This window comes from Wolbachia endosymbiont of Oedothorax gibbosus, from assembly GCF_936270145.1.
In the GTDB taxonomy this organism is placed as follows: domain Bacteria; phylum Pseudomonadota; class Alphaproteobacteria; order Rickettsiales; family Anaplasmataceae; genus Wolbachia.
Map to the genome: position 1 here is coordinate 1,384,010 of NZ_OW370537.1, position 23,320 is coordinate 1,407,329.

18 protein-coding genes, 1 tRNA gene and 3 pseudogenes are annotated in these 23,320 nt (G+C 33.9%); 12 read left to right on the forward strand and 10 right to left on the reverse strand.

The genetic code is table 11. The features are described from left to right. Nucleotides 1-26: 26 nt before the first annotated feature. Nucleotides 27-1,040, reverse strand: coding sequence for a Ulp1 family isopeptidase (locus NBW37_RS06745; protein WP_250296252.1), 1,014 nt, complete (start codon nucleotides 1,038-1,040; stop codon nucleotides 27-29). 232 nt (nucleotides 1,041-1,272) lie between these two features. Between NBW37_RS06745 and NBW37_RS06750 the strand changes: the two genes are divergently transcribed. Next, entirely contained in the window at nucleotides 1,273-2,709 is a 1,437-nt protein-coding gene (locus NBW37_RS06750) for an IS4 family transposase (protein ID WP_250295910.1), read from the forward strand. Here the strand turns inward: NBW37_RS06750 and NBW37_RS06755 are convergent. The 3 genes and pseudogenes from NBW37_RS06755 to NBW37_RS07670 all read right to left on the reverse strand — a co-directional run. Continuing rightward, nucleotides 2,708-3,525 (reverse strand): annotated as a pseudogene (locus NBW37_RS06755) (IS5 family transposase); the annotation flags it as partial. The gene NBW37_RS06750 and the pseudogene NBW37_RS06755 overlap by 2 nt on opposite strands. 255 nt (nucleotides 3,526-3,780) lie before the next feature. Next, the gene (locus NBW37_RS06760) at nucleotides 3,781-5,664 is read right to left on the reverse strand and encodes a DUF3857 domain-containing protein (protein ID WP_250296253.1); all 1,884 of its coding nucleotides are present in this window, start codon (nucleotides 5,662-5,664) and stop codon (nucleotides 3,781-3,783) included. A 42-nt stretch (nucleotides 5,665-5,706) separates the two neighbouring features. After that, nucleotides 5,707-5,832: a hypothetical protein gene (locus tag NBW37_RS07670; RefSeq protein WP_256466267.1), complete on the reverse strand. Its 126-nt coding sequence runs from the start codon at nucleotides 5,830-5,832 to the stop codon at nucleotides 5,707-5,709. 274 nt (nucleotides 5,833-6,106) lie between these two features. Here NBW37_RS07670 and NBW37_RS06765 point away from each other — a divergent pair, with 274 nt between their 5' ends. Both NBW37_RS06765 and NBW37_RS06770 read left to right on the forward strand, forming a co-directional pair. Beyond that, on the forward strand, nucleotides 6,107-6,880 hold the full coding sequence (locus tag NBW37_RS06765) for a DsbA family protein (RefSeq protein WP_250296255.1): 774 nt from the start codon (nucleotides 6,107-6,109) through the stop codon (nucleotides 6,878-6,880). A gap of 184 nt (nucleotides 6,881-7,064) precedes the next feature. Then, nucleotides 7,065-7,661, forward strand: a pseudogene (locus NBW37_RS06770) (TIGR02217 family protein). A 104-nt stretch (nucleotides 7,662-7,765) separates the two neighbouring features. Here the strand turns inward: NBW37_RS06770 and NBW37_RS06775 are convergent. Beyond that, entirely contained in the window at nucleotides 7,766-8,548 is a 783-nt protein-coding gene (locus NBW37_RS06775; protein WP_250296257.1) for a hypothetical protein, read from the reverse strand. 272 nt (nucleotides 8,549-8,820) lie between these two features. On the opposite strand from NBW37_RS06775, the pseudogene NBW37_RS07795 reads away from it, so the two are divergent. Continuing rightward, a pseudogene (locus tag NBW37_RS07795) lies at nucleotides 8,821-10,053 on the forward strand (transposase). A gap of 31 nt (nucleotides 10,054-10,084) precedes the next feature. Here the strand turns inward: NBW37_RS07795 and NBW37_RS06790 are convergent. After that, nucleotides 10,085-10,990, reverse strand: a complete 906-nt coding sequence (locus NBW37_RS06790) for an Rpn family recombination-promoting nuclease/putative transposase (RefSeq protein ID WP_250296258.1) — start codon at nucleotides 10,988-10,990, stop codon at nucleotides 10,085-10,087. 289 nt (nucleotides 10,991-11,279) lie between these two features. After that, nucleotides 11,280-13,193, reverse strand: coding sequence for an ATP-dependent helicase (locus tag NBW37_RS06795; RefSeq protein ID WP_250296259.1), 1,914 nt, complete (start codon nucleotides 13,191-13,193; stop codon nucleotides 11,280-11,282). Nucleotides 13,194-14,203: 1,010 nt separating this feature from the next. Between NBW37_RS06795 and NBW37_RS06800 the strand changes: the two genes are divergently transcribed. The 6 genes from NBW37_RS06800 (at nucleotide 14,204) to NBW37_RS06825 (ending at nucleotide 19,141) form a co-directional block, all read left to right on the forward strand. Next, nucleotides 14,204-15,451, forward strand: a complete 1,248-nt coding sequence (locus NBW37_RS06800; RefSeq protein WP_250296260.1) for a WD1261 family protein — start codon at nucleotides 14,204-14,206, stop codon at nucleotides 15,449-15,451. Nucleotides 15,452-15,495: 44 nt separating this feature from the next. Continuing rightward, nucleotides 15,496-15,993 (forward strand): inorganic diphosphatase, encoded by a 498-nt coding sequence (ppa, locus tag NBW37_RS06805; RefSeq protein WP_250296262.1) that lies wholly within the window; start codon nucleotides 15,496-15,498, stop codon nucleotides 15,991-15,993. A 555-nt stretch (nucleotides 15,994-16,548) separates the two neighbouring features. Further along, a tRNA-Ser gene (locus tag NBW37_RS06810) sits at nucleotides 16,549-16,639 on the forward strand. Between the two features lie 159 nt (nucleotides 16,640-16,798). Then, nucleotides 16,799-17,944 (forward strand): SurA N-terminal domain-containing protein, encoded by a 1,146-nt coding sequence (locus NBW37_RS06815; RefSeq protein ID WP_250296263.1) that lies wholly within the window; start codon nucleotides 16,799-16,801, stop codon nucleotides 17,942-17,944. 41 nt (nucleotides 17,945-17,985) lie between these two features. Next, nucleotides 17,986-18,606, forward strand: coding sequence for a ferredoxin reductase domain-containing protein (locus NBW37_RS06820; protein WP_250296265.1), 621 nt, complete (start codon nucleotides 17,986-17,988; stop codon nucleotides 18,604-18,606). After that, nucleotides 18,590-19,141: a 5-formyltetrahydrofolate cyclo-ligase gene (locus NBW37_RS06825; RefSeq protein ID WP_250296266.1), complete on the forward strand. Its 552-nt coding sequence runs from the start codon at nucleotides 18,590-18,592 to the stop codon at nucleotides 19,139-19,141. Before NBW37_RS06820 ends, NBW37_RS06825 begins: the two co-directional genes overlap by 17 nt. Nucleotides 19,142-19,194: 53 nt before the next feature. Here NBW37_RS06825 and NBW37_RS06830 read toward each other — a convergent pair whose 3' ends face one another. After that, nucleotides 19,195-20,073 carry a glycine zipper family protein gene (locus NBW37_RS06830; RefSeq protein WP_250296267.1) on the reverse strand — a complete coding sequence of 293 codons (879 nt, stop codon included), beginning with the start codon at nucleotides 20,071-20,073 and terminating at the stop codon, nucleotides 19,195-19,197. Nucleotides 20,074-20,122: 49 nt separating this feature from the next. Next, nucleotides 20,123-20,350, reverse strand: a complete 228-nt coding sequence (locus NBW37_RS06835; RefSeq protein WP_250296268.1) for a hypothetical protein — start codon at nucleotides 20,348-20,350, stop codon at nucleotides 20,123-20,125. A gap of 150 nt (nucleotides 20,351-20,500) precedes the next feature. Between NBW37_RS06835 and elbB the strand changes: the two genes are divergently transcribed. Together elbB and NBW37_RS06845 are read left to right on the forward strand one after the other, a co-directional pair. Beyond that, the gene (elbB, locus tag NBW37_RS06840; RefSeq protein WP_250296270.1) at nucleotides 20,501-21,208 is read left to right on the forward strand and encodes an isoprenoid biosynthesis glyoxalase ElbB; all 708 of its coding nucleotides are present in this window, start codon (nucleotides 20,501-20,503) and stop codon (nucleotides 21,206-21,208) included. Nucleotides 21,209-21,375: 167 nt separating this feature from the next. Next, nucleotides 21,376-21,684, forward strand: coding sequence for a hypothetical protein (locus NBW37_RS06845; RefSeq protein WP_250296271.1), 309 nt, complete (start codon nucleotides 21,376-21,378; stop codon nucleotides 21,682-21,684). A 2-nt stretch (nucleotides 21,685-21,686) separates the two neighbouring features. On the opposite strand, the gene NBW37_RS06850 is transcribed toward NBW37_RS06845, so the two are convergent. Further along, nucleotides 21,687-23,303, reverse strand: a complete 1,617-nt coding sequence (locus tag NBW37_RS06850; RefSeq protein ID WP_250296272.1) for a peptidoglycan D,D-transpeptidase FtsI family protein — start codon at nucleotides 23,301-23,303, stop codon at nucleotides 21,687-21,689. Between the last annotated feature and the right edge of the window lie 17 nt (nucleotides 23,304-23,320).

Genomic DNA, 23,320 nt, shown 5'->3' on the forward strand with positions numbered 1-23,320 from the left:
TTATACCATTATCTAAGACAAACCATTTATTGAGCAGAATTCACAGCTGCTTTTTCTTTCACAGTTTTGTAACCCCAATATTTAAATTTTTTATCAAGTTCACTATCACTCTTATCTGCTACACTCTTCATAAGCGCTTCCGCAAACTCTTTTCGCTTTCCTTGCAATCGTGTCTCTTCTTGCTCTTGATCTTTGTAAACATATTCTGCCAATTCTTTATCAATCTCATCAAATGATTTACCTGCTTTCATCATATCTGTAATTCTATTCGCATTTTCCAAAGCATATATTCCACAATCATAATCATTGTTTTGCTGCCTTACCTTACAGCTTCTTATATTCTCCTCTTTCAGCCCTAACTCTTGCTTTAGGAAATTTGATATTTCACTTTGCAATGTGCTGCCAAATGAATTGCAGTAATAAGCCCTAAAATTCCCATTTTCCTTATCATATGCAGTAACTAACGTGACAAAGTGGCTGCTTAAATTTAGAATTAAGGTCATTATCCTTGGTCCCCCTTCCTCCTTTACTTCCTCTTGATACCTCTTACAATGCCCTCCGATCGCAAATTCTATGTTTTCATGAGAAGTAGGCTCAATGTTAGGATGTATAACATCAAAAACTATACTGTAACTTGGATTCAACAATTCAACATCATTCTCAAAGTTAAGCTCAACATCATACCCATACACAGCTTTTGCAATATCCGGGATCTCGTAGCTTGTTAACCAGCGTGTATAGTTTCCATTATTCGTGTTGTGCACAAGAGTATCATATTCTTTGCTATAGAATAATTTGTTCTTACTCACATCAATATTACTTAGTAAAGAACTAGGGCTTTCAACTTCAACATTTTTGTTCAACTCACTTTCTGGTTGTTTCTTACCTTCATCTACAGCCCAGTGAAATAAGGGACTTGCAATGCTCATTGCTGCTCCAGATAGAACAATAAAAGCAACTCCAAGCATAGCCCAGGCAATAGGGTTAAATGCTAGTAAAGCAAATGGAAAAATTGGAACAACAGTTAGGCTAATAAGCAAACTAGCAACAGTAGCTCCTAGATAAAGATAGGAACTATACTTAACACCAGACTTGAAGCCACTCCATGAGTGTTTTTTTATATAATTTTTTTCTATAGAAGCACCACTAGACTTCTTTCAAAATTCATGAAAGGAGCTCTCTATTGTGAATCTTACTATTACCCACAAATATAGATGTACTTATGAATAAAGTATTACAATATTAGAGTTTGCAAATATTGATGGTATAAAAATGGCAAACGAGAGTAATGAGTGGGCTAAAAATGAATTTGGAGATGCTTCACTTGGAGATAAAAGATTGACCGAAAGATTAGTGAATATTGCTAATAGTGTGATAGGTTCACCTGAAAGCTCAATTAATGAGGCATGCGGAAGTTGGTCAGAAGCAAAAGCTGCATATCGTTTTTTTCAAAATGAGAACGTAAAAGAAGTTGATATTCTAGCTTCACACATTGATAAAACAGTTGAAAGAACAAAAGCTCATAAAAGAGTCCTTGTAATTCAAGATACAACTTATATTTCATACTCAAGTCATAAAAAAACAAGCGGATTGGGAAGTATTGCTGGGAAAGGAGGTAAAGGTACAGTAATGCATACAGCCCTTGCTGTTAGTACGGAAGGTTTGGTACTAGGAATATTGGATCAAAAGATTTACTCGAGGCCACCAATTTCTGAAGAAGAAAAAAGACTAAAGAGTCATCGTAGTAACGTTCATATTGAGGATAAAGAAAGTATGAAATGGCTAGAAAGCTTAAAGAAAACAAATAATATTATAGATCAGACCCAAACAGAGGTTATAACTGTATGTGACAGAGAAGCAGATATACATGATTTTTTTGAACTTGCACATAATCTTAACTCAGCAATTTTAGTAAGAGCTCGTCACAACAGAAATGTAAATAAAAAATTTATGTATACCAGGAATAAGCAAAAATTATGGTCATTTATCCAAGGTCTTCCTTGCACTGGAAAAGTAGAAGTTGAAATCCCTGCTAGAGATGATAAGCAAAAAAGGACAGCATTTCTAGAAATTAGATTCGGAAAATTTATGATGAGTCCACATGAAAGCCACATAAAATGTAAAGAAGGTCACATAAAATATAAACCAGCAGCATTATTCAGTCTACAACTTTACGCAATTCATGTTGTTGAAAGAAATTCTCCTCCAGGAGCAAGTCCGCTAGAGTGGATGCTTTTAACAAATCTTTCGGTCAGTACTTTTGAAGAAGCTGTTGAAAAAATTAGTTGGTATTGTTTGAGATGGAAAATAGAGATATTGCATAAGATTTTAAAATCTGGTCTCAAAGTTGAGGAATGTAGACTTGGAACAGCAGAAAGATTAATGAGGTATTTAACAGTCATGAGCATTATTGCTTGGAGAATTTTCTTTATTACATCAATTGCAAGAACTAACCCAACATTACCATGTACTGGCTTATTAGCTGAGGAAGAATGGAAAGTTTTATATGTTAAAATACACAGAAAACCATGTCCAAGTATAGCCCCTACTATAAAAGAAGCCGTTTCGTGGATTGCTCAACTTGGAGGTCATTTAGCAAGAAAAAGCGACCCAAAACCAGGACCAATTACTCTTTGGAAAGGGTGGAGACGTCTCTTTGATCTAGCAGAAGGATGGAGACTTGCTCATGAACCACATATTTGTGGGTAATAGTAAGATTGTGAATAGAGGCAATCAAATTAAATCTTAAGCCAAAACGTTTTCGTCGATTTCTATATCTGTCAGAAATGATTTTAAACCTTTTCAATAAGCCGATTACGTTTTCAACTACCACTCTTCGTATAGAGAGAGATCTATTTTCTGCTTTTTTCTCCTTTGATAAAGGATTCTTTTTTGATCTTCTATGTGGTAATTCAACATTTTTATGTATCTTTTGCATTCCTCTGTAACCAGAATCAGCTAGGATCTTAGTTTGCGGTAATATTGCTATCTTTGATTCTCTAAACATCCGAAAATCATGTTTTCTACCATTGGAGAAAGATGTACATACGACCTTTTTACTCTTCTTCTCTGTTACTATTTGTGTTTTTATAGTATGCCTTTTTTTCTTTCCAGAGTAAAAGCGCTTTTGCTTTTTTTTGGCCTTTCTACTGCTGTTTCAGTTCCATCTATTACCAAAACTTCGTATTCTACATTACTATTTAATAGATCTTTTTTTCCTGGTAATGCAAAATCTGGATGTTTTATTAATGTGTCTTCTACCCACCTTATTATTTTAAAACAGTTGCTTTCACTCATGCCATAACTTTGTCCTATATGAAAATATGTACGATATTCTCTCATATATTCCAGTGCCATAAGTAATCTATCTTCTATACAAAGTTTGCTTTTTCTTCCACTTCTAGCTTTTTTCCTTTTATCCTCCTCATCTAGAATTTCTACCATTCTCTTAAATGTTGATTTTTTTACCCCCGTTAAACGTCGAAACTTTTCTCCTTCTAACTTTTCTATTTCCTTATATTTCATGCTTCCAAATACTTGATCTTACTCTCTCTCCCTCAATTTTGAAAGAAGTCTACTGATAGTAGTCATTTACACTCCACACTGAATATTCTTTAATTATAATAGTACAAACATTAACTTCAAGTTAAAACTATACAACTGCAATGCTAATAAGTAGCGGTTGCCAGTAAATCAAAATGTAGTTTTTAAAATTATCAAATCTACTAAGTAAGTATTTTCTTCCAGATTTTAGAATAACAAGCACATAAGGTAATCAATCTATTCACTGATTACTATAGAAGCTCTAGAGAAATTATTCTCCAGCTCGCTTTTTAAGTTTTTATATTCAATAGTGTTTAACTCTTCATTGGTAATAAAGCTTTTCTGTATAGCTACTATATCATTTAATTCTGTGCTGCCATTTTGATGTTTACATGACCTATTTACATATAACCAAGGAGTATCTATTTCAAAATTCAAATTTTCACAGTTTTTAATTTTGATATCTTTTATTACCATATGGCTTTCCTTAGTTTGAGGAACACCAATAAAAAGGTCTGATATTTGGTCAGAAGCTGTATTTATGATATCATTAAGCCAATTATCTCCTAAAGTCAAAGCAGGTCCCAGGTTTGTCTTAAAACCTGTATTTTTTTGCTGGAATTCATACTTAATTGTAAGATCTCCTACATTACGTGAAGTAAGATCAGGTAATTCTAGGGATTTCTTCTCTTCTTTGTCAAGATGCACTCCACTTAGTATATAAAAAGCAGAATCTTTTAACTGCTCGTTTGAATAATATAATCCAGCACCTGCTAAGCTCAAGGCTGATTCTCCTTGCATAGTAATTTGGCCATATTCATTTATAATATTATTTTGTATAGTTAATTCACTATGGGATATCACTTTTGAATTTTCAGCTTGTACAGCAGGAATTTTTGTGTAACCCGCTTCCTCAAAATCGAGTACTAAAGCGTTCCTATCAGCAATGTCTGGAAAAATACCCTGTGCCATACTGACGGTATTAGTTGGATCAATCCAATATATTTTTCCACCTCTATTTGTTACTTTGAGCATTACATGATTAAAATTACCCATATTAGGTAATGCTTCAGAATTAGAAATGCTAGTGGTTCCCCTCATAACTAAAATAGGTTGAACTTTGTAACCAAGTTCTTGTAAAATAGCAGCCGTGCTAGCAGAAAAATCCTTGCAATCCCCAAGTTGAGAATCAGCAATTTTCTTTAAATCTCGTGGAAAATATTTTCCTGATACTGTACGCCAATCTCCCATATATTGGACTTTTTCATTCAATAAAGAAGTAACTGCATTAATTTTCTCCTCATCAGTATTCTCATTAGCAGCAGATTCTGCTATAGCTGTAAAAGTTGCAGGAAGTGGCTGATTAATGACGCTATGATATCCAGGAGCTAATTTTTTAGCTAAATCCTCCCACTTAGATAGGCTTGACAATGATACCCAAGTATTGTGCTTAATATTTAATACTCCATTGTGTGGCTCATTTGTTGTGTTTTTATAAATTGCTTTTTTTAAAGCAATACTTATAGAATGTACATCATTCTTTTTTTTCTCAACGATCTTTAATACGTTTCTTGGATCATTAACTTTAATCTCTAGAGGTAATTTAGAATTGATTCTAACATTTTCTGCTTGGAAGTAATCCCCATAATAAGAAAAGCTCAAGCTATAAAAATTATCAACAGGAATTTTTTTGTTAATACTTTTATATCTTAAATATACTTCGGTACCAATTTCTATTTTAGAAAATGATATGGTTACTTGCCTTAACTGATCGAAACCTTTGCCAGGACTAGCCAAAGGCTTATCCTCCATCATGTCTTCAGTGACTATATATTCCTCTCCGTTATAAACTGTTTTAGCCCCTAGAATAGTGAAATCTGTACTATCACCATTATAAGTAACACTATATGGAGAGAATCTGTTACGCCCAGATTCCTTGAGTATTTTTATTAGTTGTTCAACTTCCACTTCATAGGTACCATCCTTATTAACACTAATGTTAACATTAGAAAATTTGACCTCAACGGGAGCATCCTCATATTTACTCCACCTTGCCTCAGCTGAAGGAGTTATAAAAAACACTAACAATGTTAAGTTAAAAAGAGTTTTTAAAAATTTCATTATGACACTCACATAGGATATTTAAAACTATCGGCATGTTTACTAAAAAATTGTTTTATTAGACCCACACAACGCCGCATAAACAGCAATAAATTCAGCTGATTGAGAAAGAAGTTTGTCTTGTAGAATAGCTACTTCTTTTTCTCTGCCAATTATTGGTTCACTCATATGTTTATTCCGCGGAGTTTGTTGAAATTATACACAGCGGAATAAAATAAACAACTTAAATCTATGCTCTGCGCGCCTCTACTACCAAACCTTCTGATGAGCTTTTCAGTAATGTGCTTGAGTTTCATTGTGCGTAAAGTTTGCATTTGAGGCAAAACCGGCTATAAAATACACTTGATATAAATGTTTTTATATATTAACATTAGATGCTTCTTTTAATATACAGGTAAATGTGTACTAAAAGTTTTATGTTGTAGGTTTTTAAATAAATTGTATGTCTAGGGTATCGTTTTTATTGATTTTAATAATAGCAATAGCAAGCTTGCCGATAATAAATAATTGGCTTTCAAATCACAGCCAAATGCTAAGCGATGATTATATAGGTGAGAGATTAGATGATTATATCAGTAGAAATTTTGATAGAATTATAAATATTCTCAAAGAGCAGTCGATTAGAAGTAATCATGCTGCTCGAGATAACGCGACTAAAGGTAAAATTTTACAGTACAAAAATGAAATATTCGACTCCGCTTATCCTTACTCAGGAAATGAAAATAGTAGTGTTGTAGCTGCAGGCTTCTTTGACTATTCTTGTGGATATTGCAAAGCTATGAAGAATGATATAAAGCAGTTAATTAACGACGGTAAAATTAAGTATATCTTTAGGGATGCTCCAATACTTGGTAATGACTCTTTAAGGGCAGCAAAAAGCGCTTTAGCTGTTTACTTTATTGATAAAGAAAAATATTTCGATTTTCACTATTCTGCTTTAAGTCACAAAGGAGGATTTTCAGACGAAAGCATATTGGATATAGTGAAAAGCATAGGGATTAATGAAGATGATTTTAATAATTCCATGAAAAATAATGCGGACAAAATCGAGCAAATGATAAACGACAGTAAGCTCCTAGTAAGAGATTTGGGAGTAGGTGGCACACCTTTTTTAGTAATAGGAGATAGCCTGTTTGTAGGAGCAACTGATTTGGATGTATTACGCAAAAAAGTAGATGAATTAAGTCACAAGCAAGGCTGTTTCAATTTGCCATAAAATTTTATTTTTTTTTGCTTGACAACTCAAATGAACCTGAGTATAGTAATTGTGGGTGTGACAGAAGTTTAAGGTACTGTCTTAGTGGTCTCATCTACTTTCCATAGCATCATTTACTATGTGAAACGCTTTCAAATTACAACATTTTCTTCAACCAAACTATTTTACTTTCACAGGAGGACATATGTCATTTACAGAAATTAGATTTCCAGAAAATATATCTTATGGTTCCATTGGAGGACCGGAATTTTCCACTGACGTTGTAACAACTCATAACGGTTGTGAACAGCGCAACATCAATTAGTCTCATGCACGTACTAGATACAACATAGCTTACGGGGTCAGATCAAACGAGCAGCTAACAGAACTCATAACATTTTTTCACGCACGAAAAGGTAAAGCAATAGGGTTTCGTTTTAAGGATTGGTCAGATTTTATAGCCATTAATCAGGAGATTGGTATAGGAGATAACAAAAAAACGACTTTTCAGCTAGTCAAAACTTATGTAAGTGGGGAAGATAAGCATATACGTATGATCAAAAAGCCAGTACATGGGACAGTAAAGATTTATTTAAATGGTAAAGAAGAGAGTGAATATTCAGTAAATTATTCAGCGGGAGAAATAATATTTATGAAGCCACCAGTAAAAGATACGATAATCACTGCGAGCTTCGAATTTGATGTGCCTGTGCGCTTTGATACAGATTACTTAAACGCTTCTATTGATGACTATGGCAGCAATAGCTGGAATAATATCCCCTTGGTGGAAGTGAAATTTTAGTTATAAGCAAGCATAGATCTACATCATAGTAGGGTCACCATAAATTGAAAAATTAAGCACCACTGAAGCTCTGTATTTAAATGAGCCTCAGTATATTTTAAATCCTACCGCCCATTACAATGTTGATGACTTTCTATACTTGAGATTTGAGGAGATTCTAATGTAGTGTTTTCTCTTCCCTGTAAAACAGAAAGTTTTAATAACTCTTTTATAGCTATTTTTGCAAGTGTTGTATCATCTTTGTTTAAGATTTTATCTAGCATGTTTTTTTCCTGTAAGAGATTAACATAATTTCTAGCTTCCTCATTAAGAGTTCCTATTGCATTGATACAAGATAATACTAAATCCGAGCTCTTTATTGCTAAAATTCCATTTACGAAAATATCTAATTTTGTTTTGTCTTCAGTCAAGTCTCTAGCTAACCTATTTCTGATGTTATCATTATCAAGCACAGTGTACTCGAGGTACGAGGAAGGCTCAATAAGTATAAAATCCTCTAAAGATACTAGTTCTAAATCGTTATCAACATAAGTAAATATGCTGAATTCAGTAATATATCCTTCTTTTCTCACAACACAGCACTTGGGAAGACCATGATACATTGATAGCAAAGAAAAAAGACGTATTATACTTGTACCTCTATCTTTCATTTCCTCGAAAAGCTTCCTATCATTTATTAGTTTGTGCAAAATGTAATCCGTAGCAGGACCTGGTTTGCGAAAATGAAACATATTATTCTCTGCAAAAATAGCCTCAGCTAATTCTATAGACTTTTTATCCTCATCTATAAAAGCTTTTTCATTTCTATTTAACTGTATGATCTCAGCTTTGCTATCTCTGCGTAGACTAGTTTGCCCTATTAACCTCTCAAATATTTTTGTATTCATATATATCCTATATTAGTTAAAGTAAATATTAATAATATTTACTTTTTAAATAAAAATAAATGAAAATTTTAATAAATATTGTAGCTTTTTAACAGAATGAAAGTATCTGTTCACACAATGGCGTCAACTTAAGGAAAAATATCGGTGATAGTGTATAAAATTTCTCTCTAAAATTTTTACCATTAAATTACCCAAAAGCTGCAATAAATAGCACTTTTGTTGCTGTTTTATTTCAACAAAGAAGTCTAAAATGTGTCCTTTTTAGGTGAAACATGCAAAAAGGAAAAAATTTTATTCTACAAATTAAAAATATAATATACTCGGAAGCTTTTCAGAGAATCCATTGTGTTGAGTTTCACGCGAACAAGAAAACTCCCTTTTACGACAGTATTTTCTATAAGTTAGTTAAAAAAAGTTTGGGAATAGAATGTGAACTCATTGACATGCACCCTCAAAGCAAGCTTTTTCTAAAGCAAGGTATAAATACAGGTTTTAAAGAGTTTAAGCATCCAAACAGCCTATCAAGATGAATCTGAGCTGGAGAGGCTATAGACTTATTGCAGCAGATGGTTCTGGTATGAGATTACCCAGCTCTGAGGAAATTGTATCCGAGTTTGGCCGCTTTAAACCAAATGGAACAACAGGCACCATTGGCAATTTGTTTGTTGATTTATGTACTTCACTGATTTGCAGTGCTCGCCTTGCGGCTTGGAATATAGGCGAACAAACGTTGGCGGAAGAGCAATTACCCGACTCAAATGCGTTCATTAAATCAAATTATTTATCTATGATCGTCTTCAGTAAAATTCATTCAACAGCATTATGATTTGGGAGTAGATTTTATTTTTCGCTTGCAAAAAAGAAATTATAGCAAGCTATGGAAACAAATTTTATCTGGAGAATTAGATTTTGATTTTATATTAGAAAATGAAAAGCTAAAAAATAAAATGAAAGGACAGAAAGTAAGAGTTATAGTGCTGATACCAATTCTCAATAATAATGAGACAAATGAAAAAGAGTGCTTTCTGCCTATAACTAGAGGTTTAAGTGAATTTATCGTATATTCTATTTGTCTTCCCAATAACGAAGTTTGGTATGACATTAGTCAACGGAGAAACAGAGTTTTTGATCGAGACTTTGGAAGATATCAGTAAAGCTTATGTATTAAGGTGGCACATAGAGGAAACGACTCAAAGTAGGAGCAGAGTTAGAAAATTTTTCTGGGGTAAATTTAGAGACAAGAATTTTGGGCGAACTTGGTCATTATTATCGCTTCATATGTGTGATGCACAAGGACCTTGGAACCCAGATCAAATTACTGAGTATCGTTTAAATTTTTCAGTTTTATTTGGTGTAGAAACTTTATCAAGTGCTTGTTGCGCCAAAAGATTTTCAAGCCCTTTTTAAGTATACGCGCCAAAGTTAAGATCCGACCGGGAAGATTGTATAGCCGCAATAAAGTAGATAAGCCCAAACGCCATCATGTCTTTATGAGAGTTTGCTAATGGAGGCTCTTAAGTTGACGCCATTGACCATTCACAGATTTCCACTTAATTCTTCAATCTCACTAATAGAAAGGCCTGTAAACTTGACAATAGTGTTGACATCAACATTATTAGCCAGCATTGCTTTTGCGACTTCAATTTTCCCTTCAATTTTCCCTTCAATTTTCCCTTCTTCTTTACCAATTTTTTTGCCTTTTTCAGTAGCAAGATCAAGTCTGTATTCAAGAATGGCTTCTTCTTTCCGTAGATCCATTATCCTTTCTTCGTAAGCTACTAAATCTTTTTCGTTCCAACGAAACTTGTCTAATTCATCATATGCTAGCTTTATTATTGGTGCTTTTTCTGCTATTTTCTGTAGATCTTCTTCTGTTGTTTCTTCTGCGTATTTAAAAAAGAAACACCACCTTTCTACTGTACTTTCTAGCTGTTCTACTTTACTTTTTGAAAATTTGGGCAATTCTATAAAGATAAATTGAAAATCTTTTAAGTAATGGCCGTTGGTTTTTATATCACGTATATTATGAGTAGAGATATAATCAACTTCTTTAGGAAGTAAGTTACAATTTGATATAGCAATAAAGAAAACTTTCTTTAAATCAATGTAGTTGCCAGATTTATCTAATTGTCTTGAGTAGGCTTTAGCGGCATATAATTGAGCGCGTTTTTCGAAGCCCTTGTCTCTAGCGAGCTGCATTTCTGCTATATATCTATTTCCGTGAGAATCCTTGCAGAGAACATCAACAATACTTTGTTTATCAGAGGCAACTTCGGGATCCATAATAGTGCTAAGAAACTCAACTTCTTGTATTGCATTTATCTCAGTAAACCCTAAAATATCGTTCAAAAAGTGGATCAGGATATTCTTATTTTTTTCCGTTCCAAAGATTTTTTTGAAACACAAATCATTGCGAGGATCGAGAAATTTTGAAAGAGCCATGGCAAAAATGCTTGAAAATATTAATAATTATACACTATTATTAACAATTATTCAACCATATTTTTGAAGATAGCTATGCTGCCGTGGCGCTAACAAGTAGCGGAATGACGGTTTTTCAAATTGTCGTAAGTCAGTTTAGCTATAGGCAGTAATTTTCTGTATTTATTTTAAATTGAAGAAAACTCAAATGAAAGATCGTGCTTTGCTAAAAATCACAGAATGCAGTCTGGTTACACATATAGTTGAAGTAATTCAGATTTGTAAGATATGTTTATCTGCAGTTATAGCTTCAACAGTAGGCGTTACTCTTGATTACCTCAACATTTTCTCTTGGCAATTCTTTAATGAACCGAGAAGTGCGCATCGGTTGCCACTGGTTGTTAATTTCCCTCCTATCTGCACATGAAATGATTAACCTTTCCTTTGCCCTGGTTATGCCAACATATGCAAGTCTCCTTTCTTCTTCTAAAGCTTTACCACTTTTATCTTCAAAAGATCTTTGATGAGGAAATAATCCCTCTTCCCAACCAGGTAGAAACACGCACGGGAATTCAAGTCCTTTGGCTGCATGAAGAGTCATAACATATACGGTGTCATCGTTATTCATATTATCCACTTCCATCACTAGACTTATATGCTCCAAGAAAGTTGTGGCATTATCGAAATTTTTTAAAGATGAGATGAGCTCCTTGACATTTTCTATTCGTGCTAAGCCTGTTACCTCCTCATTTTCAAGCATTTCAATATACCCTGATTGGTTTGCTACGATTTTAACGAATTCATGCAGTGGTTTTACACTTACTATTTCTTCCCAAGCTTTAATTTTATTTAAAAAATCATTTAGTGAGAGTTTAATTCTTTCGGTTACTTGATTACTATTAACTAATATTTTTGCTGCCTCAAAAAAAGAAATTTTGTTATCCTGAGCAGTCGTGTATATTTTCTTTAGAGTTGTAGCTCCTATGCTTCTTTTTGGCCGATTTACTATCCTTTCGAAAGCTAAGTCATCGTTATTGTTTGTAACGAGTCTTAAATATGCAATTATATCCCTGACTTCCTGACGTTCGTAGAATTTTACGCCACTTATAATCTTGTAGGGAATTGAATATTTTATAAAATACTCTTCGAGAACTCTAGTTTGAAAAGTGGCCCTTACCAGCACTGCAATGTCACTAAATCTGTATTTATTGAGCTTTAATATCTGTTCGCTTATGAACCTTGCTTCAGCTTTTCCGTCCCATAACTTCATTACGTTTACCTTTTCCCCTTCAATGTTTGTTGTCCATAATTTTTTTTCTAAGCGAGTCTTATTGTGATTGATAACATATGACGCAGTTGCAAGTATGTGGGATGTTGACCTGTAGTTACACTCTAGTTTAACGGTTTTTGCATTTTTAAAATCATCAGAAAACTTTAAAATATTTTCAACTTCTGCGCCACGCCAACTGTATATTGATTGATCGTCATCTCCCACACAGCAAATATTTGAGTGCTCTTCTGCAAGGTATTTTAGCCAAAGATACTGTATTGCATTTGTATCTTGATATTCATCTACCATGACATATTTAAACTTATTTTGGTAGTAGGACAGAACTTCAGTCTTTTGATTAAAGAGTTGTATGTTATATAGCAATAAGTCACCAAAATCGACGGAGTTAAGGAATTTTAACCTTTCCTGATATTGGTGATAGACTTTGAGTGCGGTTACGTATACTGGCCTAAATGATTGAATATCTTCCACTTCAGATGGCAATAAGCACTTCTCTTTCCATTGCTGAATAATATTCATAATGGTCTTACATTTTTCTGATAGGTAATCAGGGCTTATTTCATTAATAATATTTTTTATTACCTGTAATTGGTCATCCACACCAATGATTGTAAAATTGGGGTTTAAGCCCACAATTTCTGCGTGCAGGCGCAAAATTTTTGCTGCAATTGCATGGAAAGTGCCAAGCCATGGTATGTTTGTGCCTGTTAGCTCAAGTACCCTTGATACCATCTCATTTGCTGCTTTATTTGTGAATGTCACTGCTAGTATCTCATCAGAATAAGCATGACCGTTTCTAATTATGTGTGCTATTCTTGAAGTAATCGTTCTTGTTTTTCCCGTTCCGGCTCCTGCCAGTATCAAAACTGGTCCATCTATGTTAGTTACAGCTGATTGTTGTTCTGGATTTAGCAGTGAGAGATAATCGTTCATCGTAGCCCTATAGATTATAACTTCGTAAAGTTAAACCTATGATCGAAATATTGTAAAGGTTTTATTAGACTTCTTGCATAACCATATAACAAACTTTTATTGGGAATAGAAACAAAAAACTTACTTGACAAGCCTTGCCAGCCCCCTTATCATGACAGTGAAGCTATTTCATTTAACTTCGCAATCTGTGCAGATTAAAACGACAAGAAAACTTGTATTTGGCGTACTATGCTTAATTTTTTGCACTATGTGTACCTTATGTCTTTATCAAATTTCTAGGTTTTTACCTATATAAGCTGAAACGCTCTTACAAAGCGTTCAAGACATCACCCAACGTCAAATTTTAAAATAGAGAGTGAATAACTAGCTACTGCGGGTTTTCTATGCCTTTTTTTTCTGCCTGGTAAATTTCTTAAATATTAAAGCTAAGGTTAGTTGCATTTAAAAGCAGCTAAATTGCAGCGTTTAAGACTTAAAAAACGCCAATACTGAAAATAGACAATGACCAGGGCTTCTTTTGCCTTTTTTTTCGTTTGGTAAATTTCTTAAACATTTATAGCTAAACGACAACCGTCATCCCGCTGCTTGTTAGCGGCTAAGAGATACCGCGAATGAACCGCGGTATGACGGTTAAGCAATTCGTCATCCTGCTACGTGTTAGCAGGATCTATGCTGGGAGATACCGCGAATGAATCGCGGTATGAAGGTCTGCGGCGGAACGACGGTTCGTGGCGGTATAGCAATTCGTCATCCCGCTGCTTGTTAGCGGGATCTCTTGTTAGCGGATGAGATACCGCGAATGAATCGCGGTATGACGGTGTAGATGATGGTTAAGTAATTCGTCATCCCGCTGCGTGTTAGCGGGATCTCTTGTTAGTGGCTGAGATACCGCAGCGGTATAGCTATACCTTTTTCTACTTAGTTTGGGTTATGCAAGAAGTCTAATAACATTTATTGCTATTTTACTCCATATCACTTATACTGTAAAGTAGGACATTATAGGTTTTGCAATGGTAAAAGAAGTTGAAGAGCTGATAAAAATTGTTGGTAAGGGCAACTTGCTTGAAGCATTGTTCATATGTATGGGCAGCTTTCAACATGATGGTGGCCGTAATGATTGTAGTATAGACCGTAGAAATCACCTTGGAGTATCTATATTTGCAAAAAAAAGCAAGGAAGAACCTCTCGATTACTACCTCAATCTTAAATTTAGTCTACAAGGTTTGCTTTTAATTTATAACAAAGCTTATGTACTTCTTAGCAAAGACAGGGAACTCAGCGTTAAAGAAGTTATAGATGAAATTTATAAAGTTATTAAAAAATCTGAGTTAAAAAAAGACTTGGGTGAAATGGCAGATGATAAAAAGTTAGATACATTTAATACCTTGATCAATCCTAGAGGAGAAAAGGTATTGAAAACAGAAAAAGATTTTGAGGATCAAATAATTAAAGATGTTAAGGATGTACTTGAGACAAGTAATATAAAAGATCCTGACTTATATAATAAAGTAATTGATTATTACTATTCTATACATGAAATAAATGTAAATAAAAACATTACATTATTATTTTCTAGTGCAAAGATGTTCCAGCATTTATTTAGTACTGAGAATGATCAAACAGTAAGTATAGATCCATATTCCTGTATGTACTTTTATGTATTAGCTGGAATGCTGAGTGTAATCGAACCAGGTAAAAACGGATTGGCTGTTTATGGACTGAATGACTTTCGTATAGACAGCACTAGGTCAACTTTTCCTGGTCTTTTTCATTTGGATAGTAATAAGTCAACATTACCTCCTTATTATCATTGCAAATGTGTTGAAAATTTTTGTATTGATCCATCGTACCATACACACTATAAAAATATGTCATGTAATATTCCAAAAGAGTTACTCAAAAATCAAGATAGGTTTGAATTTGAAAGGATAGTAAATAGAAATGCATATTGCGTAACTAGACAAGAAACAAAATACACGGAACATAAAAACACAGTCTGTAAACTTATTTTGGGTATATTTGTATTATCTGTTGGGTTATATGTTGCTGATTATTTCCTTATGGAGCAAAAATTGTTCAACTCAATGAATCCACAAACTAATCTAATAATTGCTGCGGTGCTGACTATTGTGGTAGTATGTGCTTTATTTCAATTACTGAAATCACCACAGGAACCACCACTTTCAACAGTCAATGGAATGACGAATGAAAATTTAGAACAGCCCCATGCAAAACAAGCTATAAATGTAGCAACTTAAAAGTATATATTGTATAATTCTTGCTTTTGATAAAGAGGTAATTTATGGATTTAAGTAAAATAACAGCGGCGGTGAATGTGGTAATTGAAATAAGTGCAAATGCTGAGCCTGTAAAGTATGAATTTAATAAAGAGCTTGGGTTGTTACAAGTTGACAGATTTTTGTCTACCTCAATGACTTATCCTTGCAATTATGGGTTTATACCAAATACCTGCGCAGGTGATGGTGATCCTGTGGATGTTTTGGTGCTAACTCAGTTTCCCTTAGCATCTAGTGTTTTAATATCGGTGCGTCCAATAGGCGCATTACTTACTAAAGATGAAAAAGGAGAAGATGAAAAAATATTAGCTGTGCCTATTTCCAGTGTTGATAGCTATTATGACAATATAAAGGACTATTCTGACTTATCTAAAAACCTATTAGATAAAATTGTTCATTTCTTTTCTCATTATAAAGATCTAGAAAAGGGAAAAACAGTAGCAGTTGGAGAATGGGTTGGTATAGAAGAAGCAAAGAAAATCATTGAAAAAAGCAGAAATTAGTTTTTATTGATTTATAGCTAAAATGGCTCTACAATTTGAAAAACAACAAATTCGTCATTCCGCTACTTGTTAGCGGAATCTATACCGCGCACAACTGTACGAACATTCATTCTTGAAGGTAAACTGCACAGCAAATGGTGTCATTCCAGTCTGGAATCCAGCTTTTTCATCCAAGACGGCAGCGCCTTCTTCTTCTGTCATCCCAGTGCTTGACGCTGGTTTACTTTATGATGATGTCATGAAAGTAGCTGACACTGGGATCCAGAAGACTTAATTTCAACCAAATAATAAAGGCTAGATCCCAGTGTCACGCACTGGGATGACAAAAAAGAGGCTACTTGGATGACATCATAGGGGCGCTGGCCTCCTGCTAGACAACGTTCGTACAGCTATGGAATGAATCGCGGTATGATGTAGGGAGACCTTTCTTGGGTTAGCTATAGATTTTTGTACCACAGATCTAAAAATTACAGTTGTTCGGAAAAATGTTGCAATTAAAAGCATTAGACAGGCGGTAGAGGTCTTGGTATTATATAATCTTTAGGTTCTAAATTTGGAAGGGTGGCCGAGCGGCTGAAGGCGGCGGTTTGCTAAACCGTTATACGACCCAAAAGTCGTATCGAGGGTTCGAATCCCTCTCCTTCCGTATACTGTTTTAGCACGGTTTAAATTCGCTATGTTGGCATATTTTTAGCCTATTTACCTGATTTTGTTGCAATGGTCTTTATTTCCATTGTCACTGAGATCACTATTAAAAAATTGGCTAGCATTATTTATTATAGAATTGGTTATTAACCTTACTTATATGCATAAAATACTAATTTTACTGTTGATAGTGTTGCCACTTAGGTTGCTTGCAACCGAGATTGAAATTGTTGCAGATGTAAATGGTGAGCCAATTTCAAATTTAGATATCGAAAAACGCATCAACTTGATAAATTCATTGTTTGGCACTCAAAGTGTTAATCAAAAAGAAGCAAAACCTCAAATGCTTAGGGAGCTAATAGACGAAATTATCATTACCAATGAAGCGCAGAGGCTGAATATAAAATTGAGCAACGAGGAGTTAGATAATGCTATCATGTTATTTTTAACCCAAAGTTTTAAACTTAAGGCTAATGAAGTTGATCAATACATAGAGAAGCATAATATAGATCTTGGTATTTTAAGAAAACAAATAAAATGTCAGTTACTGTGGAGCAAAATTATTGAAGTAAGAATTGTGCCATTTATTAATATAAGCGATAAAGAAGTAGATGATGTAAAAAGGCAAACAGAAAAGCCAGATTATCTTATCACGTTCCAAGAGTTTATAATTCCTGATCAAAAAGACAAGGATGTTTATGGTATAGCTGAAGATTTAGTAAAAAAATTACGTAATAGTAATGATCCAGAATCTCCAATAAAGATGCGTAAAGCAACAGTTAATTTAAGTCAGCTCAAAGATAAACTTAAGAGCGTTTTAGAAAGACTAGAAACCGGCGATATAGCAGGTCCATTCAGTTTCAGCGGAAGTTACTCCATTATAAAAGTCATAGATAAGGTACAACTTAATCATGCACTGCTGGAAAGCACTTTAAAATTAAAACAGATTGTGGTTGAAGGTTCAGAAAGTTTATTAGATAATCTCAAAGAGCAAAAAGTTAATTGTTTAAATTTTGATAAATTGGCAGATAATTTCAAGTTACCAAGCGTAAAAGAGTTTGAAATAAAAATGCGAAATTTAAATCCTGATTTACAGATTTTATTTAGTAAAACAAGTGTGAATGAAATAGTAGAATTGAGAGAAAATGGCACTGCAAAGTTGATGATGTTGTGTGATATCAAGAGTAATGCAGCGGATATAGAAGCAATTAAACAGCAGATGTACCAACAAAAGATTATGATACAAAGCAACTTATTATTAGATGATATGCGTAAAAATGCAGCTGTTAGTTATCGATTTAATTGAAGCTAGAGAGTATTTTTCGTTTTTTACTCTATAAAAAGTTTATGAAGAATATAATGCTAATTGGTGGTGGAGTTGGAAATGCAGTGTTATTTTCGATAGGGAAGGCATGTCTTGAAAATAATAACAAGGTTTTGTACTTTGCTGGCTATAAAAAATTAAGTGATGTATTTAAACGAGCACTGATAGAGCGTGCATCAAACGCAGTAGTTTGGGCATGTGAAGAAGGATTAATAGAAACAAGCAGAGATCAAGATAAATCCTTTCATGGTAATATAGTTGATGCAATAGTCTCTTATCAACAAGAAAGATTAGGTATTAATTTGAACGTTATAGATAAAATTATCACTATTGGTTCTGATAAAATGATGAAAGCTGTGAATGAAGCTAGAAAAACAATTTTAAAGCCATCTCTGAAACCAAAACACATAGCAATATCATCCGTTAATTCTCCTATGCAGTGTATGATGAAAGAAATCTGCGCTCAGTGTGTGCAGCAACATATAAATAAGGAAACAGGAGAAAGAAGTTTTGTTTATAGTTGCAGTAATCAAGACCAGGATATGGAATTTATTGACTTTGACTTTTTAAGTGAGCGCTTGAAGCAAAATAGTTTACAAGAAAAACTTACTGCAAAATGGATAGATCATGTTCAAAGATATTAAACAGCACAAAAAGGAAATAAGAGAGCAATATAGAGCTATAAGAAAAGATATTGATGAAAGTTATTCCAGTTATGCGGCAAATTCCCTTATTAATCTCTTTAATCAGAACTTAAGTTACGTTAAAGGCAAAACAATAGCAGCTTACATTCCAATGGATGGGGAAATAGATGTTGTACCTTTGATGTATAGCTTATTCGATTTAGGTTATAAAATAGCGGTTCCTGATAAAAATCAGTTACTAAAATTCGAGGAATGGAACGAAACAAATGAAGATGTAATTCCTGACGTAATCATTACTCCTGTTATTGCTTTTGATGATCATTTTAATAGATTAGGTTTTGGCGGTGGTTGGTATGATACAATGATAAAAAAATTACGGCCGCTTGGAAAAATATTTATAGGTGTAGCCTATGAGAAACAATATTGTAAAGATTTACCTGTAGAAAAACATGATCAAAAATTGGATATTATAATCACTGAAATGTGTGTTAGATGTGGAGGTGGATTGCTCAAAAAAGTGGATAAAAAGGAGTAGCGTAACCCCACTTTCTAATAGTAATTTTTGCGTCAAAACTCTCCTCAAATGCATCAAATCTCTTTTTTGATTCCTTCTTCACTCACTCGTTCAGGACTTGGACTATCTACTTGAGAATATGGCTTCATTTCCTGAGCTTTCTCATTAACTTTTTGTTCTACCTCTTTTATGTCACTACCAATTGCCATAATTGCAGGTTGAAATTCATTCATAAGAATGTGAAATCCTTTCTTTTTAGATTCTTCCGTGTCTTTAGATCTTTCCATATCTGCTACATGAGTACTAAGACCTTTGTTCATAAGTCTGCTCATGTCATCTTCTGAAAAATTTTCAATGGTTCCATTCTTTACTAACTCTTGTATAGCAGATCGCTGCCCTTCATTTTGAAGCATTTCTAATATTTTTTTCCTATCAGCAAGGAATTCTTTAATGTTAACGTCTGTGTGATCTTTAAGACTAATGTTTGTAATAGTTTCAAGCACGTTTGTTTTTAATCTACTAAAATTATTCTCTCTTGCTTGAACTTCAGGTAATTTATCGATTATATTTTTCACAAAACTTTTCACTGCTTTTCCTGCTTCAATCGCACCTTCTTTTATCTCACCTCTATGCTGATATATAGCATAACCAATAGCAGCTATAGCAACTAGCGCTACAAACCCTGCTAATGCTGCTCCTCCAATTATTAATGCACCAGTTACTCCTCCTACTGTTAATAAACCTGCCAGTGTACCAGTTAGTGTTGTAACTGCTGCTCCACTTATAACTCCTTGTATTAACAATCGATTACCTAAAGCTTCCAGCTTGTTCTCCATTACTCTATTTTTACCAACTTGCTCAGCTAGCTTTTTGAATTTTTCTATTTTAGATAATCCTTTTGACATAGCTGCCAAAAATTCTTCGCTTTTCCTACTACTTATACCAAGTCTCATTGATAATAAGACAAATTAAAAATAGCCCTTTTGCCTGTAATTGCGGAGTTTAAGCAAATTTATAATATGTACTATTTGTCTTCCCAATAACGAAGTTTGGTATTAATAAAAGAATTACGCTTCCCTCTTCAGTTAAATCTAGATCTTTTAGATCTTTATTTTCATCCAGAAAACTTTTTATTTTTTCTTGTAAATCTTCACTTTCCTGAACAATTTCAAGTACACCTTGGGTAAGATACTCATTGTTGCCAGTATCTACTGCACCACCTTCTACCATATTCAATTCCTATCAATCATAAATATGCCTAATTATACATACTAATTATTAATTATATTATAATAAGTATGAGATAATTAATATAATAACCTCTTTCCAAATATAGAATTTGTATTAAAATACCTAGATTACATGAAATTAAGGTACTTTATGGGTGAAAAAAAATTAAAAGCTGCTGTGGTTTTATCAGGGTGTGGTCACCTTGACGGTGCAGAGGTAAGAGAAGCAGTTTTAAGTCTGCTTGTGCTTGATCAGCAGGATGTGGATGTTAAATGCTTTGCACCTGATATCAATATCACACAAGTTATGAATCATAAAACAAAAGAGGCAACAAAAGAAAAAAGGAATGTACTTGCAGAAGCAGCAAGAATCGCAAGAGGCGAAATATATGACTTAAAAGAAGCAAAAGCTGAAAATTTTGACATGCTAGTTGTACCTGGTGGATACGGAGTTGCAAAAAATTTATCTGACTTAGCTGAAAATAAAGGCATGGTGACAGTAATGCCTGAATTTGAAAGATTAGTTTCAGAATTCTTTGTTACAAAAAAGCCAATAGGAGCGATATGCATATCTCCAGCTATCATCGTTTCAATTTTAAGTAGTAAGATAGGTAGAGAAGAAAATAAAGTTAAGGTAACTGTAGGAGATGACAAAGAACAGTTGATAGAGAAGCTTGGCGGCGAACACATAAAGTGCGATACAGGGTTATCAATAGAAGATGAAGAGTATAATGTATTTTCTTGTTCTGCTTATATGCGTAGTGACGAAAGTACATACTCCGTATATCAAGGGATAAAGCATATGATTGACAGCATGGTAAAAAAGATTAACAAAAAAACTAAACAGCTATTCCTATAAGGTGTACTAAATAAGACTTCTCTATTAATCACACAATTAACTGTTGAATTTTACATTTCTAACTGTATTATGGCTATGTAGCCAACTAGGTTTATCGATGATTTGCTACTTGTTAGCGGTGTGGTGTAGGCCATATATGTTTAGTTCTTTTTTTTAAGGTATTTTGTATGTCAGATCTTTTCTATATTGAAACTACGTGTTGTGTGGACGATCAGTGTGATGTCTATAAAGGGGAAGTGAGTTTTAATGATGTCATGTTAGGTAAGTTCAGTCTAAATTCGTGCAACGGGAAAGAAGCTATGATAAATCTAAATGTTATTACATTCGATATTAACATCGCTATCGATGATCAAAATGGAAAGGCAATAAAAAGAGACCTTAAAGGCCTTGAATTTGTAACTAAAGATGATGGTTCTTGGTATATTAATAAGGATTTTGGTGATGATAAATTTGAAATTATAGTAAAACAATCATAATTTTACATCTCAGGTGTAACATTTAGTATAGGTGCTATTCTATTTATAATGTTCCTTACTATAGGTGCAGCAATTACTCCCCCGGTATGGTGCATCCCTTGAGGCTCATCAATAGCAATTAGCACTATGTACCTTGGGTCAAGCATAGTTAGCACTCCTATAAATGATGCTATGTTTGCATCTTTGCTATATTTACCATCTACAACTTTTTCCGCCGATCCAGTTTTTCCTCCTATTGAATATGCCTTCATTTTTGCTTTTCTGCCAGTGCCATCTGTTACTGCTGCGTGTAATAATTTTCTCATTTCCCTGGAAGTTCTTCTTGAGATAATTTGCTCTCCTATACTTCTTTTATTCAACATCAAGGTTGCGTTATGAAATATCCCATTATTGATTAATGCTGCTGCAGTTTGTGCAAGATGTATAGGAGTTACAGCTATGCCATAACCATAAGATACAGTTATTAAAGTGCTTTCACTCCATTTATGCGGGATTATCGGTGTAGATTTTTCTGGTATTTCTATTTTTAAAGGAGAAAATAGCTTCATAGCTTTAAAGTATTCTACTTGTTTTTCAATACCTAGTTTGACTGCAATTTTTGCTGCACCAATGTTGGATGATTTTACAAATATATCTTGCACAGTAATTTTGGGAGTTTTAGATTTGTAAAAATCCTGAATTTTATACTTTCCAATGATAATTGGTGTTGATACGTCATATAAATCGCTGATTTTTGTAACGTTTGCATCAAGTGCTGCGGCTATTGTAAAGAATTTTAATACCGATCCCATCTCATACACCCCAAGACTGGCGCGATTAAACTTTTGTACGTCTTCTGCCTTACTCTGTAGGTTGGGGTTAAAATCAGGTAGACTGACCATCGAGATGATTTCACTATTTCTCACATTTAAAACAATTCCAACTCCGCCAAGTGCCTGATATCTGCTTACAGCTTTAGTTAGCTCTTCATGCACTATGCTTTGCACTCGTGTATCTAAGGATAGTTGAATACCCTGATAAGCAGCGCGTAATGCTGGAATCCACGTATTTTTTTTCTGGACCCCAGTGTCAGCTACTTGGATAACAGAATGTTGTTTGTTTTTACTTATATATGCCTCAACTCCTGCAATACCGTTGCCATCTATGTCAGTGTAACCAAGCACGTGTGAAAATAAATTACTGTGAGGATATATACGTTTTACATCGTTATAGAAGTTTATTCCTGGCACGCCGGCGTTTTTTATTGCTAACAGTTCTTTTGGAGTCAAGTGCCGCTTTATCCAAGCAAATTTCTTTTCTGAAGTAAGTACTCTATATAAGTTCTCGTATTCGAGGTCATGCAAAGTAGAACACAGTTGTGCTGCTATACTTTCTGGATTCTTTACTTTGGTTGCATCTGTATATAGTGATGTTGTGGGCACATTTGTTGCTATTACCACTCCATTTCTATCTAAAATATCGGGTTGTTTATGTACTATATTATCTTTTCTAAAATTTTCTGAAGTAGTAAGTTGATCAAATGTGAAAGAGAATATGCGAAAAATAATTATTATATAAAATATAAATAGTGGTACTATAAAATACAGTGAGCGGAGCTTATTTTTAAGTAATGCTTGCATATTTACTTGATTTGACA